At 35.9% G+C, this 13593-nt stretch carries 12 protein-coding genes; 7 read left to right on the top strand and 5 right to left on the bottom strand.

Going from position 1 to position 13593, the window contains the following annotated elements; all coding sequences use genetic code 11:
* On the top strand, positions 1–404 hold a 404-nt coding region (locus WQ54_RS02585; protein ID WP_331434769.1), incomplete at its 5' end, for a group II intron maturase-specific domain-containing protein.
* A 154-nt stretch (positions 405–558) separates the two neighbouring features.
* Here WQ54_RS02585 and WQ54_RS02580 read toward each other — a convergent pair.
* Positions 559–2391, bottom strand: coding sequence for a DNA ligase D (locus tag WQ54_RS02580; protein ID WP_046511644.1), 1833 nt, complete (start codon positions 2389–2391; stop codon positions 559–561).
* 77 nt (positions 2392–2468) lie between these two features.
* Here WQ54_RS02580 and WQ54_RS02575 point away from each other — a divergent pair, with 77 nt between their 5' ends.
* Entirely contained in the window at positions 2469–2987 is a 519-nt protein-coding gene (locus WQ54_RS02575; protein WP_046511639.1) for an HAD-IIIA family hydrolase, read from the top strand.
* Between the two features lie 136 nt (positions 2988–3123).
* Here WQ54_RS02575 and WQ54_RS02570 read toward each other — a convergent pair whose 3' ends face one another.
* Both WQ54_RS02570 and WQ54_RS02565 read right to left on the bottom strand, forming a co-directional pair.
* Positions 3124–4020, bottom strand: coding sequence for a Ku protein (locus WQ54_RS02570; RefSeq protein ID WP_046511636.1), 897 nt, complete (start codon positions 4018–4020; stop codon positions 3124–3126).
* Between the two features lie 189 nt (positions 4021–4209).
* On the bottom strand, positions 4210–4989 hold the full coding sequence (locus tag WQ54_RS02565; protein WP_046511633.1) for an undecaprenyl-diphosphate phosphatase: 780 nt from the start codon (positions 4987–4989) through the stop codon (positions 4210–4212).
* A gap of 636 nt (positions 4990–5625) precedes the next feature.
* Between WQ54_RS02565 and sigI the strand changes: the two genes are divergently transcribed.
* Both sigI and WQ54_RS31725 read left to right on the top strand, forming a co-directional pair.
* Positions 5626–6372 (top strand): RNA polymerase sigma factor SigI, encoded by a 747-nt coding sequence (sigI, locus tag WQ54_RS02560; RefSeq protein ID WP_046511630.1) that lies wholly within the window; start codon positions 5626–5628, stop codon positions 6370–6372.
* Positions 6369–7544 carry an anti-sigma factor domain-containing protein gene (locus WQ54_RS31725; RefSeq protein WP_052737623.1) on the top strand — a complete coding sequence of 392 codons (1176 nt, stop codon included), beginning with the start codon at positions 6369–6371 and terminating at the stop codon, positions 7542–7544. The genes sigI and WQ54_RS31725 overlap by 4 nt, the downstream gene beginning before the upstream one ends.
* Before the next feature lie 71 nt (positions 7545–7615).
* On the opposite strand, the gene WQ54_RS02550 is transcribed toward WQ54_RS31725, so the two are convergent.
* Positions 7616–7816, bottom strand: coding sequence for an alpha/beta-type small acid-soluble spore protein (locus tag WQ54_RS02550; protein ID WP_046511627.1), 201 nt, complete (start codon positions 7814–7816; stop codon positions 7616–7618).
* A gap of 119 nt (positions 7817–7935) precedes the next feature.
* Entirely contained in the window at positions 7936–8634 is a 699-nt protein-coding gene (locus WQ54_RS02545) for a DUF1836 domain-containing protein (protein ID WP_156177638.1), read from the bottom strand.
* 151 nt (positions 8635–8785) lie between these two features.
* Here WQ54_RS02545 and htpX point away from each other — a divergent pair, with 151 nt between their 5' ends.
* From htpX to WQ54_RS02530, 3 genes are all read left to right on the top strand, one after another.
* The gene (htpX, locus tag WQ54_RS02540) at positions 8786–9664 is read left to right on the top strand and encodes a protease HtpX (protein ID WP_046511621.1); all 879 of its coding nucleotides are present in this window, start codon (positions 8786–8788) and stop codon (positions 9662–9664) included.
* A gap of 261 nt (positions 9665–9925) precedes the next feature.
* A complete protein-coding gene (locus WQ54_RS02535; protein ID WP_046511616.1) occupies positions 9926–11275 on the top strand; it encodes a TrkH family potassium uptake protein in 1350 nt (449 codons plus the stop codon).
* A 121-nt stretch (positions 11276–11396) separates the two neighbouring features.
* Positions 11397–13412, top strand: coding sequence for a penicillin-binding transpeptidase domain-containing protein (locus WQ54_RS02530; RefSeq protein ID WP_046511614.1), 2016 nt, complete (start codon positions 11397–11399; stop codon positions 13410–13412).
* Positions 13413–13593: the final 181 nt, after the last annotated feature.

Genomic DNA, 13593 nt, shown 5'->3' with positions numbered 1-13593 from the left:
AAAGTATCAAAAGACTAAAGTCTAGGATACGACAGATCACATCTCGTTCAAAACCTAGTCCTATGGAAGTTAGAATTGGAAAACTAAACCAATATCTAACAGGGTGGTGCGGATACTTCGCTTTAGCTGATACACCAAGTAAGTTCAAAGAATTTGAAGAGTGGATAAGAAGAAGACTTCGTATGGTTGAATGGAAACAATGGAAAACACCTAAAACAAGAGTTAGAAAACTAAAAGGTTTAGGTGTTCCTGATAACAAGGCATACGAATGGGGAAACTCAAGAAAGAAATATTGGAGAATCGCCTGTAGTCCAATTCTACACAAAACCCTTGATAACTCCTATTGGAGTTCCCGTGGGCTTAAAAGTTTATATCAAAGATATGAATTTCTACGTCAAACTTAATTGAACCGCCGTATACCGAACGGTACGTACGGTGGTGTGAGAGGTCGGGGGTTAGTCACCCCCTCCTACTCGATTTAGACTTTAAAAAGGAACCAAGTAATCAGATTATTTTCACACAAATTGAATACTTGGTATAAATGAAGGTCTGATCGGCCTATTTTGAGGTCAGACCTCTTATTAATGTTTTTAATGTCTCATCTTGCGGGGAAGTAAAATAGTCTTGAAAAGGACAGCCTATTGTCTTTAAACGCTGTATAACATTGTCCATTGTAAAATTCTTAACTGATAAATCCTCATTAACCTCATCCCAAAGCAATGGTGCAGCAACATAGGCTCCTTCTTTTTTTCCGCGAAGGGAGTATGGGGCCACGATCGTTTTCCCTTCAGCATGTTGGATATAATCAACATATAGCCGGTTGCCGCGGTTTTTTTTCATTCTTTCGATTGTAAAGTCATCAGGAAAGCTGGTTACAAGAAATTCAGCAATAAATGAAGTGAAAACCCTTGTTTCATCATAGCTAAGAGAATCCTTTGAAAGTGGTATATGAATTTGCAGGCCTTTGTTTCCTGAGAGCTTTGGATATGTTTTTAACCCAAATTGATCAAAAATCTTTTTCATTTCGGTTGCTGCTTTAATGGCGAGATGAAAATACTCCTTAGACGGCGGGTCGAGATCAAAGACAATTTCGATAGGATGATTTGTATCAACCGTCTGAAACGGAATATGAAATTCAAATGCCAGCTGATTCCCAAGCCACAGCAAAGTAGATAAGTCATTACAAATAATATAGTCAATTTTTTCATGTTTTTTTGATCGGATAAAACTTGGCGCATAGTCAGGCTTGTTTTTCTGATAAAAGGCTTCACCAAACATTCCGTGTGGAAAACGGATCGTTGTTAAATAACGATCTTTTAAAAAAGGAAGCATATACGGTGAAAGTTGATAAAGATAACTTAAAAATTGTTCCTTTTTCACATCCATTGTTTCCCATAGCGGTTTATCAAGGTGGGTAAAAACAACCTCTTCCTGGATGGGTGCGGTCGCTAATAAAAGCTGATCCCATGTACATTCTTCAAACTCAATATCAAAACGGAAAGAAAGAAAAGAAGGTTCCCGCAATTGACCTTTATACAAAGATAAAAATTGGATCTCAACAACAATGCTGGGAGTAATCTCGACGAAGGACGGGGTTTCACTGAATTTGTTATCTTTGATTATTTTTATTAATGCCTCACGCTCTTCACTTGAAATCCCATGAGAAAAGACTCCTGCTTGTATGATGTCCTCACCTTTAAATACCCCGACATGAAAATAGCCGTTTTTCTTATCATAACCTGTGATAAAAAAGCAGGCATACTTATAGTTTTTAATTTTTAACCATTGCTTGGTGCGTGTGCCTGCTTCCCATTTACTTTTTAGTTGTTTAGCTATGATGCCTTCACCATCCTCAAGCTTCATTTCCTCCCAAAGCTTTGTATAATGGGTATTATATGGAACATACTGTAAAAGATTGGGAAGCTTATGATCAACCGTTATTTGGAGTTGAATCGCTTGAAATAGCTTTTGAAGCTGTTCTTTTCTCATTCTTAATGGATCAGCAAAAAGCTGCTTGCCGTTGATTTCAAGAAGATCGAACGCTAAATACTTACAGGGAAATTCATTAGAAGCCTCTTTTATTTTCTCTTTGTTTTTTAAGCGTCCTCTAATTTGCAATTGTTCAAAATAAGAAAAATGCTTTGACGTAAGATAAACAATTTCTCCATCGAGTACAAGCGGCAAAAAAGGTTCAAGCTTTTGCTGGAGCTCACGTATTTCCTCAATGATTTCAGGAAATGTAACATTTAGGGACTTTTCGTTCCGGCTGATTAATTCAATGGATTGTTTTGAAAGATGAAGCAGGGCTCGAAATCCATCATATTTTGTTTCATAGACCCAATCGGCACCCTCAGGGATTTCACTATGTAAAGTTGGCAACATTGGTTTCATGTACATTCACCTTTTTAATATGTCTTATTTGTAATATGGACAGTTCTACTATAAATCATGAAAGGAAGGAGATAATTTTGAATAAAGCTGTTTTTCTCGATCGTGATGGAGTCATTAATGAGGTTTTAAGTAAACGAGTCAAGTTTGTCAATAAACCGGAACAAATGCATTTGTTAGACGGTGTAGGTGAAGGGGTTACGTTATTAAATGACGCAGGATTTTTGGTTTTTGTTGTGACAAATCAAGGTGGAATAGGGTTAGGGTATATGAAGGAAGAAATGCTTTGGAAGATTCATGAAAAAATGAAACAGGATATTGGAAAATACGGAGGTAGAATAGACGATATTATTTATTGCCCGCACAAGCCTCATGCTGGCTGTATTTGTAGAAAACCTGAACCGGAAATGATCCGCAGGCTTGCTGAAAAGCATAATGTTAATTTAAGCGAAAGTATAATGATCGGTGATCGAGATGTAGACATTTTGGCTGGAAAACAAGCAGGTACAAAAACGATTTTAATTGGAAAGGAGGAAGGCTTAGCAGATTATCAATTTCCATCATTACTTGAAGCTGCAAAATGGTTAACGAAAGATTAGCAGGTGGCTAGAACCAATAGGGCTGTCAAACAAAGGGACAGTCCCTGCAAATACAATAATAGGAGGATTCATATTAAAAATCCTATATATTAGTATTTGCTTTTCTTCGGGTTCAGTCCCTTTTAGCTGAAAATCTCTAAGCTTTCTTCCGAACTGTTTTTGTCTTTTTTTCTGTTGGACTAGGAGACGGCTGATTAGCGCCAGTGTTTTCACCAGCAGCTTTTGCCGGTTGAACTTTTGGGTTTGCTTTTCCTTGAGGCTTTTTCGTTTTTTCAATACTTGCCTGCAGTGCACTCATAAGATCGACTACATTTTGTCTAGGAGCAGTTTCTGTTGGTGTTTTGCCTTCGTTTTGGTTCACCTTTTGTTCAATTAAATCTTGAAGGGCAAGACGATAATCATCTTTGTATTTTTCAGGATCAAACGTGGATGTTAACTGGTCAATTAACATGATAGCTGTTTCAAGCTCTTTTGCTCCGACCTCGACCTGCTCAGGAACACTGGGTACTTCTTTAACATTTCTCACTTCATCTGGGTAGTGAACGGTTTCCATTACAATGCAGTTCTGGTAAACACGAACCATGGCAAGCTGTTGTTTTGAACGAATTGTAATTTGTGCAATTCCAATTTTACCGGATTTATTCAGAGCCTCTCGGAGTAAACCGTAGGCTTTTCCTCCGTTTTCGCCTGGACCGATAAAATATGAACGGCTAAAATAAATGGGATCAATCTCCTCCATTTTTACAAAATCAATAATTTCAACAGTTTTGTCTTCATGCTCGTCCTTTAATTCTTTAAGTTCTTCATCTGTAAGAACAACATATTTCCCTTTAACATATTCATACCCCTTAACAATTTCCTCATTGTTGATTTCTTCATCACAATTTGGGCATTTTTTTTCATATTGAATAGGTGTGTGGCATTTTTTATGAAGGGTTCTAAGCTTTATGTCTTTATCTTCTGTTGCAGCATAAAGCTTTACTGGAATGTTGACAAGGCCGAAACTGATAGAACCTTTCCACATCGTATGCATTGGATTTTCTTCCTTTCCATTGTCTAGTTGTGTATAGGATAAGTTTCTTTTGTCTTTTTCATGTGTAGTAATAGATGCCAAAAAAATCCTGATTAAAAAACAAAGATTGAGTTCCTAAGAATATTGGTAGTAAAACAGAAGAAACTCTTCTTATATTAATGGGAAAGTCTCTTATTTATTAAAGGACTATTAAAAAATACCCAGCAGCTGCAAGAAAATAATGAGAGTGCCAAGTCCCCAAACATATACAGCAAATATCTTTAAGGATTTTCGCTTTACAAAAGAGATCATAAACCTTACTGCAAGATAACCAAAAAACGCAGAAGTTAGGGTTGCCACGAGCATTGATACGAAGCTGATTTGCGGAACATCACCTGTTAGGACATCCTTCAGCTGAAAAATAACTCCTCCGCATATCGCAGGTATTGAAAGTAAAAAGGAGAAATAGGCGGCAGCCTCTTTGTCCATCTTTCGTATCAAGGCGCCAACGATTGTCATTCCAGATCTTGAGATTGCAGGAAAAATAGCAAAAGCTTGAAAGCTTCCGATAAAAAAGGAGTCGAAAAGGGAAAGGTCGTCTAGCTTCTTTGCTCCATTTTTTATCGAATCGGCAAACCATAGAAAGATACCTGTCAATAGAAATTCCCAACCAATTGTCACACCTGTTTTTGAAATTTCATCAAAGAAATCACTAAATAAAACACCAGCGATGACTGCTGGAATTGTTCCAACAACAAGCAATGCGGTTAGCCGACTAAATGGTTTTTTTAATAAAGTCATTAGGATGTCTTTGTAGAAAACAAGCAAGGCAATAAGTGTACCAATGTGGAGCATTGTATCTAGAAATAAGCCCGCTTCCTCTAGCCCAAAAAGCTTTCGTCCGAGGTAAAGGTGTCCGGTACTGCTTATCGGAATGAACTCAGTGAGTCCTTGTATAATCCCCAGAATAATGGCTTGAAGCCAATCCATTTCATCATCCCCCTCACCAAAGATACAAAGGTTGTCTGCTTTCATAAATATGTAGGATAGATGGGGAACTAGAACTTAATGAATAAAAATCTCCGGTGAATTTTGTAATGGGCTGCCTACTCTTCCCTGAGTCAAGTTACTTATATGAAGGTGAAATGATACCTAAAGTATAGCTCTATTCTTATAATTGGGATAAGTTTTATGTCAAATTTGTAACAGAAAATAGGTATTAATTCTTAGGTTTCACTTTTTTTTGAATATACACCCTTAATAAATCAGAATGGTTCGAAACAATGTAGTGAAAAAGGAAAATCTATAGGGGGATAAAAAAGGAGATGGTTAATTAAACAGTGAATATTTACGATTAAGTTAAGGTTTTTAGTGTGAAAAATACATTTAGCACTTTTTTATTTGTTCAATCTTTCGTTTGATTTTAGACAATAAATTAAATTTATTGAAATAGGTTATAGAAGGCTGTTCTATTTTATGCCATAGGTAAAAAGTATGAACTTTTGTAACATTTGTCTTCAATCTGTAGAAAACTAGAAAGGTATTTTCATATTTCTTCCTTTGCGAACCCTATGTAATTTAGCTATGATAAACAAAGTAATATAGGGGAAACAGAGGTGAACCTCAATGCTTAGCCTTTTGTTTGGACTAGGTAAGAAAAAACGTACATTAGAAGATACCGTTCTGTTAATACAACAAGGTGATAAAGAATTACAAAATCAATTAATAGAACAATATAAGCCGTTCGTTGCAAAAACGGTCTCATCCGTTTGTAAACGATATATAAATGAAAATGATGATGAATTTAGTATAGGTCTAATTGCATTCAATGATGCTATTGAAAAATATTCAACGGATAAAGGAAGTTCATTGTTTGCTTTTGCTGAATTGGTAATTAAACGCAAGGTTATTGATTATATTCGTAAAGAAGTTCGTCATCCTTACACGATCAATTTAGAGCTACAGGAGCATGAAGAGGGTGAATTCTCTCAAAGTAAAATTGAATCTGACTTATCAATTGATGAATATACGAAAATGATTGAGCAAGAGCATCGCAGGGAAGAGATTGCCTATTTTCAGCACTGCTTAAAAGATTTTAAGCTGACATTTGCTGAAATTGTTGAACAATCTCCAAAGCATTTTGATGCAAGGCAAAATGCCATTTTGGTTGCATCCAAATTAGTAGAAGATGATGAATTAAGGGAATTTCTTTTCCAAAAGAGACAGCTTCCTGTAAAACAGCTTGAAGCGAAGGTTGCAGTGAGTCGAAAAACAATTGAGAGAAATAGAAAATATATTATTGCAATGGCTATCATAATGTCAGGGGAATTTGTCTATTTAAAAGAATATATTAAAGGGGTGCTACATTCATGAAAAGAGGGGTCGTCGTAGAATATAATGATGACTTAGTTACACTACTTACCCCAGATGGGCAATTTTTAAAAGCAAGTAATAAAGAGGGAATTTATGAAATAGGTGAAGAAATTTCTTTTTTCCCTTTAATGGATGAACGTGAAGAAGCAGCTTCAAGAGAATCAAGAATGAATCAACGAAATTTTTTGGCTTATTTTCAATCTCGTAAAGTAAGGGTAGGCATTTTATCTGTTTTAGCAATCATGTTTTTTATGATCAGTTTTATTCCATTTTTTAATCAGGATAAAGTGTATGCCTATATGTCAATTGACATTAATCCAAGCTTTGAGATAGCTATTGACGATAACTTAAAGGTTATATCACTAGAACCACTAAATGAAGAAGCAAAAGCACTAATTGATCGGCTTCCAAAGTGGGAAAATAAACATTTTCAGGTAGTCGTTGATTTAATCGTAGCAAAATCAAAAGAAAAGGGTTACGTTTATCCAGGCAAGGAAATTATTATTACTACAGTAATAAATAATGATGATAGTAAAAGAAATACAAAACTATCAGAAAATATCGATGATATCCGCACCTCTTTTGAACATGACGAAATTGAAGTAAAAGCAATCGAATCTGACATTGATACGAGAGAAAAGGCTCATCAACAGGGGATATCAACAGGGAAATACTTAGAGCTGATCGAGAAAGAGAAAGCTCCAAGTGATGAGCAGGCAAGGAAACTGAATCAAGCTGAAAAGAAAGCAGCAGAGCAAGAGATAAGTGAAACACAACAAAAAGATACACCTGTCAACAGTCAAGCACCTAATACCAAAGATTCAACGGTGGAATCAAATAAAGAAAATAATCTTAACAACACACAGGATCAAAAAAATATTAAAAAAGAGAACCCTTCGTTGAAAAATGGTAACATAAATCGTAACAACTGGAACAATCAAAACAAGGATGACAAAAAAGATAAAAAAAAAGCAATTGATGACCGTGAAGACGAATACGATAACTGGGACCATGATGACGATCGGAGCGAAAATCGTGAGCAAGAATACAGTGACGATGTAAAAGAGAAGAATGGGAAAAATAATAATAAGAAAAAAGAAGAAAATAGAGATAAAAAGCACAAGAAAAATAATAATAAAGACCGGGACGATGAAGAAGATAACGATGATTAACTTCGTAAGAATAAGTCCGGACTTGATATAGTAAAAAGGCTGATTGAGTAATCAGCCTTTTTTGCCATTTTTTATTCTGTTCTTTGTCCGTTTAATTGTGATTGAGCCTGAGCAACTAAACGTTTTGTAATTTCTCCGCCAACAGACCCATTTGCCCGTGAGACGGTATCTGAACCTAATTGAACACCAAATTCATTAGCAATTTCATATTTAATTTGATCCAGAGCTTGTTCAATCCCTGGAACAAGTAGCTTATTACTGCTTCTAGCCATAAAAAAACTCACCCCTTAATAGTTTTTAAAAAGCTGATACCTGTAAACGTTGCGTTTATTTATCAGCTTTAATCATAAGGTTTCATCTGCGAGGTTTTTCTATACTGGTAATGTTTAGCTCAACAAAAATGATCATTTAAATAAACCTGTGCCCTGGTTTGTAAATGGGAAGCTAAAACAGATAAAACCGTAATGACCAGTACACTTCTTATTTGGAGCCATTGATGATCTGAAAGCTCCGAAAACCGCCTTGACATAGCATTTATTTTATCCACAATTCTCTTTTCTAATGTTTGATTGTTCAAGCTCATTGAAGGCAAGGCTTCGAAAGAATCAAGCACATCAGCATATATTTCATAAAAGGTAATAGGACTAATTAAGTCATCGCTACGATCAGATAAAGTGTTAAAGACAACGATTAATAGCTTCCGTATTTTCTCAAATTCGAAAACTGTTTTTAAATCTTTGACAATTAATAGCATAGCTGCTTGGTCAATTGAATATTTTTTACCAAGCTCAGGTACTCCAATTAATTCTTTAACATCACGTTTAATCCAGTTTTGAATCGATGTTGATTTAAGTGAAGTAAGCTCACATAAATTCGCCAGTGCGACTATCTCATTTGTTGATAGACCATATTCTTGATTAATGCTGCGTTTTTTATTCGTTTTAATTAAAAACGGAGGAATTTCCAGCTCATTTATTGGTGTGGATCCAAATGCTTGTTTTACTATTTCTGAAGGAAGGTGGTTTGACACTCCTTTTAATGAATATAATAACTTTGTCATTTGTTTACGCGTTAATTGAATGGTCATTATGACACCCCGATTAATTCTTAATTATTATCGTGAAGCTTCCAAAATGGAAGCATTTTGTGAACATCCGGAATATTCCTTGAAATTTAATGAAAGAGTTTCTATAATTTTATTATAATACAAGTTCAAGAGAACTTGAAACCTGGAGGTTAGCATGGCCAAACGTATTTTTCTTTTTCTGTTATCAAATATTCTCGTGTTAACAACGATTGGGATTGTATTATCATTATTAAATGTTTCACCTTATCAGTCTTTAACAGGTCAAATTGACTTAGTTAATTTACTTCTTTTTAGTGCAGTCATAGGGTTTACAGGTTCCTTTATGTCATTAGCCATGTCTCGTTGGATGGCAAAAATGATGATGGGAGTAAAGGTGTTAGATCCCAAAGCATCCCTTTCACCTGTTGAAAGGGATTTAGTGGAAAGAGTTCACCGTTTATCTAGAGCAGCGGGATTAACAAAAATGCCGCAGGTAGGAATTTATCAATCTCCTGAGGTAAATGCATTTGCTACAGGACCTTCTAAACGTCGTTCCCTTGTTGCTGTATCAACCGGCCTATTAAATGAAATGGATGATGCTGCTATTGAGGGGGTTGTAGCCCATGAGGTTGCACATATTGCAAATGGAGATATGGTGACAATGACGTTGCTTCAAGGGATTGTGAATACATTTGTTGTCTTCCTTGCCCGTATAGCTGCTTGGGCAGTATCGAGGGTAGTGAAAGAGGATCTTGCACCAATTGTTCATTTTATTGCCGTGATCATTTTCCAACTAGTTTTCTCGATTCTAGGAAGTCTTGTTATCTTCGCCTTTTCAAGGTACAGAGAATTTCATGCAGACCGGGGAGGAGCAGATTTAGCTGGTAAAGATAAAATGATTCATGCATTGCGCTCATTAAAACACTATTCTTCACGTGTAAGAGATGAGCAAGCCTCATTATCCACCTTGAAAATTAATAGCAAAAAGGGGATGTCCTTATTTTCTACACATCCTGATTTAGATGATCGTATTAGTCGGTTAGAGGCAAAATAAATAGATTTTTAAAGGGGTCTGACCTTTCTTATAAACACCAATATGTGGATCTTTCGGCTGCTTGGTTCCTATATATTGTGTTAGAGAGGCCTGACCCTTTTGTTTTGTAGTTATCCCCTTATTTATCCAATCCTATCTTCTATGTCACCATAGAAAAAACCTCTTTAAATTTATCTGTTTTTTCTTTAAGATAAAGGGAATGGTTAAATTATGTGGCAGCATTAGCCATAGAAAGTATGGATAGTAAGGAATGAATGAAGAATGAACAAATGGAAGCTTCGGCTGCAGGCAATGACACCGGTACAATTAATTGTTTCTTATTATTTCTTAGCTGTGACAGTCTCAGTTATATTATTAAGCTTGCCAGTTACACATAAGCCTGGGGTTGAATGGACTTTTATTGATGGGCTGTTCACTGCGGTAAGTGCTGTAAGTGTAACAGGACTAACCTCCATTTCACCAGCTGAAACATTTAGTGTAACAGGCATTTTTATTCTCATTTTTGTTCTCCAGTTCGGCGGTATCGGGGTTATGTCCCTTGGAACGTTTGTATGGTTAATTATGGGGAAAAAAATTGGTTTGAAAGAACGGCAATTGATCATGGCAGACCAAAATCAGCAAAATTTGTCCGGAATTGTTAAATTAATTAAAGAAGTTATCATCTTAATCCTTTTGATAGAATTAACTGGCGGACTGATATTAGGAGTCTATTTTCTGAATTATTATGATACATGGCAGGATGCATTTTTACACGGTATTTTTACTTCTGTCAGTGCAACAACAAATGCGGGTTTCGACATTACAGGGCAATCAATGGTTCCTTTTGCTGACGATTACTTTATTCAATTTATCGTCATCATTTTAATTATCCTTGGGGCAATTGGTTTTCCAGTGTTAATTGAAGTTAAAGATTTCTTGTTTAATAAACATAAGCGCTTCAGATTTTCATTATTCACCAAAATAACGTCAATTACTTTCTTTTCTTTAGTTATCGGTGGAACAATTGCTATAGCATGTTTGGAATATGCCTATTTTTTCAAAGGAATGATTTGGCATGAAACATTCTTCTATGCATTGTTCCAATCAACCGCGACAAGAAGTGCGGGGTTAGCAACAATGGATGTTAGTGTGTTCAAAGAAACGACGATTCTTTTAATGTGTGCATTAATGTTTATTGGCGCTTCACCAAGTTCAGTTGGCGGAGGAATCCGAACAACAACCTTTGCATTAAATCTCTTGTTTCTTTTTCATTTTGCAAGAGGGAATAAATCAATTAAAATTTTTAAACGAGAGCTGCATGAGGAGGATTTAATGAAATCGGTCGTTGTGACAATGTTTGCTTTTTTAATATGTTTTTTGGCCGTTTTCATTTTATCAATTACGGAACCTTTTCCATTCACTAAAATTTTATTTGAAGTTTGTTCAGCTTTTGGTACAACAGGACTTTCAATGGGAATTACTGCAGATCTAAGCACAGCGGGGAAAGTCGTTATTATGATATTAATGTTTATAGGAAGGGTTGGCATTCTTACCTTTCTCTATTTATTAGGGACAAAGGAAAGAAAAAAAGACAATTACCATTATCCAAAGGAAAGAATCATTATAGGGTAACCATTAAGAAGATTGATGACCATTGTTTTTCTGTGGTTATCAATCTTTTTTTAGCAGAATCACTAATCACCATATGTTACTATGCTATACTTTATTGGGACAATATGTAAGGAGGTTGGGTATGAAAAAAATATGTGTCATGTTGACACTACTTTTTACGATTTTCATCGTAAATGCTTGTACAGAAGCTCCAACAGCAAGTGAACGTTTTTCTGCATACATAAAACTATGGAATGATCAAAAATTTTCAGAGATGTACGAAATGTTAACTACAAACACAAAAGAGAAGATCTCAAAAGAAGACTTTGTTACCCGCTATAAAGATATTTATGATGGGATATCAGCAAAAAATATAAAGGTTACTTTTAGCCCGCCTTCTGAAGAAGAAATGAAAGATGATCAAAGAGAGATGGTATATCCATTTGCATTATCAATGGACACACTTGCTGGAAACATTACATTTGAGCAAGATGTTCAACTGCAGAAGGAAAAGGGAGAAAAAGGAGAAAACTGGTTTATTTCATGGACTCCTGCAATGATTTTTCCACAGTTGGAAGAAGGAGAAAAAATAAGAGTTTCAAGTACTCCAGCTGTAAGAGGACAAATTTTTGATCAAAATGATAAAGGACTTGCTGTGAATGGGATCGCATATGAAATTGGTATTGTTCCAGGGGAGATTCTGGATAATCGTAATGAGGTTCTTGCAAACGTTTCAAAATTGCTCGATCTCAGTATAGTTGAAATTGAAGACAAGCTGAATCAGGCATGGGTGAAGCCAGACCTATTTGTGCCATTAAAAAAGATCGATCCAGCAAATGTGAAGCTGTTTGATCAACTGCTTGCAATCCCTTCGGTTCAAAAGAAAAATGTCGAGTCAAGACTTTATCCTTTAGGTGAAGCAGCAGCGCATTTAACTGGTTATATCGGAAACATAACGGCTGAACAGCTTGATGAATTAAAAGATAATGGCTATAGCAGCAATTCGATGATAGGAAAAACTGGATTAGAGCAAGTATATGAGGATCGGTTAAAAGGGGAGAATGGATATAAAATTTACATTGATGGCACTGAAAAAATAATAGCCGAAAAGCAACCGGTAAATGGAGAAGATATTAAGCTTACAATTTATAATGATCTGCAAAAGGCGCTTTATGAGCAATTAAAAGGTGAGGCTGGGACAGCTGTTGCGCTTCATCCAACTACAGGTGAAACATTAGCAATGGTAAGCAGCCCATCTTATAATCCGAACGAGTTTATATATGGTATTTCGCAGGAAAAATATGCTAACTTAGCAAATAATCCGCTTAATCCGTTAATGGCAAGATTTAATAAGGGATTTTCTCCTGGCTCGTCGTTAAAGCCGCTAACCGCAGCAATTGGACTTGAAACAGGCAAACTAAAGCAAAGCGATACTAAAACCATTAAAGGCACAACTTGGCAAAAGGATAAAAGCTGGGGAAATTACTTTGTGAAACGTGTTTCAAGCAAAGTAGAAAAGGTGAACTTGGAAAAGGCGCTTATTTACTCTGATAATATCTTCTTTGCCCAATTAGCATTAGATATCGGGCCTGATGAACTTGCAAATGGGCTTAAAAAGTTTGGATTTGAAGAAGAAATCGACTTTCCTTTTCCGACAAATGTATCCACTATTGCCAATGATGGACTGTCAAATGAACAGCTATTAGCAGATTCAGGTTATGGCCAAGGTCAAATTCAAATGAGCCCGCTTCATTTAGCTGCAGTATATACAACCTTTGTGAATAATGGGAATATGATCAAGCCTTATTTGGAAAAGAAACCAGAAGCAAAAGCTACAATTTGGAAGGAACATCTAGTGTCCCCAGAACATGTCGAAATACTGTTTCACCATTTAGAGCAGGTCGTTCAAAATCCAAATGGAACGGCATATGAGCCGCGATTACAAGGTCAGAAACTAGCCGGTAAAACGGGAACAGCTGAGCTTAAGCAGTCAAAGGATGACCAAAAGGGGAATGAGAATGGTTGGTTTGTAGCTGTAAATAGCAATGAACCGCAGTTGTTAATCGCCATGATGGTGGAAGACGTTAAAGCTAAAGGCGGGAGCCATCATGTTGTTCCAAAAGTTAAGGAAGTATTTAATGTATTTATAAATGAATGAATAAAAGGCTGACAAAATTTTGTCAACCTTTTATTGTCATTAGAAAATTTTAACATTCTTACTGGCGATAAGCGTTAAATTCAGCTCGGAAGCACGAGATGTGAAAGGGTAAACAGTGCAATTAACGTAGCAGTTTTGACTGCAAACACCATGCTTCTTTTTAGTTAATATGAATTATATT

It is taken from the genome of Bacillus sp. SA1-12 (genome assembly GCF_000981385.1).
Lineage (GTDB): Bacteria > Bacillota > Bacilli > Bacillales > Bacillaceae > Metabacillus.
Note: the sequence above shows the minus strand (reverse complement) of the source record. Positions and strands in the feature narration are given on the sequence as shown.

Bases quoted from the DNA above. Each gene is read 5' to 3' on its own strand.
- WQ54_RS02580 (WP_046511644.1), bottom strand. From the start codon at position 2,391: ATGAAACCAATGTTGCCAACTTTACATAGTGAAATCCCTGAGGGTGCC.
- WQ54_RS02570 (WP_046511636.1), bottom strand. From the start codon at position 4,020: ATGCATACGATGTGGAAAGGTTCTATCAGTTTCGGCCTTGTCAACATT.
- WQ54_RS02565 (WP_046511633.1), bottom strand. From the start codon at position 4,989: ATGGATTGGCTTCAAGCCATTATTCTGGGGATTATACAAGGACTCACT.
- sigI (WP_046511630.1), top strand. From the start codon at position 5,626: ATGCTTAGCCTTTTGTTTGGACTAGGTAAGAAAAAACGTACATTAGAA.
- WQ54_RS31725 (WP_052737623.1), top strand. From the start codon at position 6,369: ATGAAAAGAGGGGTCGTCGTAGAATATAATGATGACTTAGTTACACTA.
- WQ54_RS02550 (WP_046511627.1), bottom strand. From the start codon at position 7,816: ATGGCTAGAAGCAGTAATAAGCTACTTGTTCCAGGGATTGAACAAGCT.
- htpX (WP_046511621.1), top strand. From the start codon at position 8,786: ATGGCCAAACGTATTTTTCTTTTTCTGTTATCAAATATTCTCGTGTTA.
- WQ54_RS02535 (WP_046511616.1), top strand. From the start codon at position 9,926: ATGAACAAATGGAAGCTTCGGCTGCAGGCAATGACACCGGTACAATTA.
- WQ54_RS02530 (WP_046511614.1), top strand. From the start codon at position 11,397: ATGAAAAAAATATGTGTCATGTTGACACTACTTTTTACGATTTTCATC.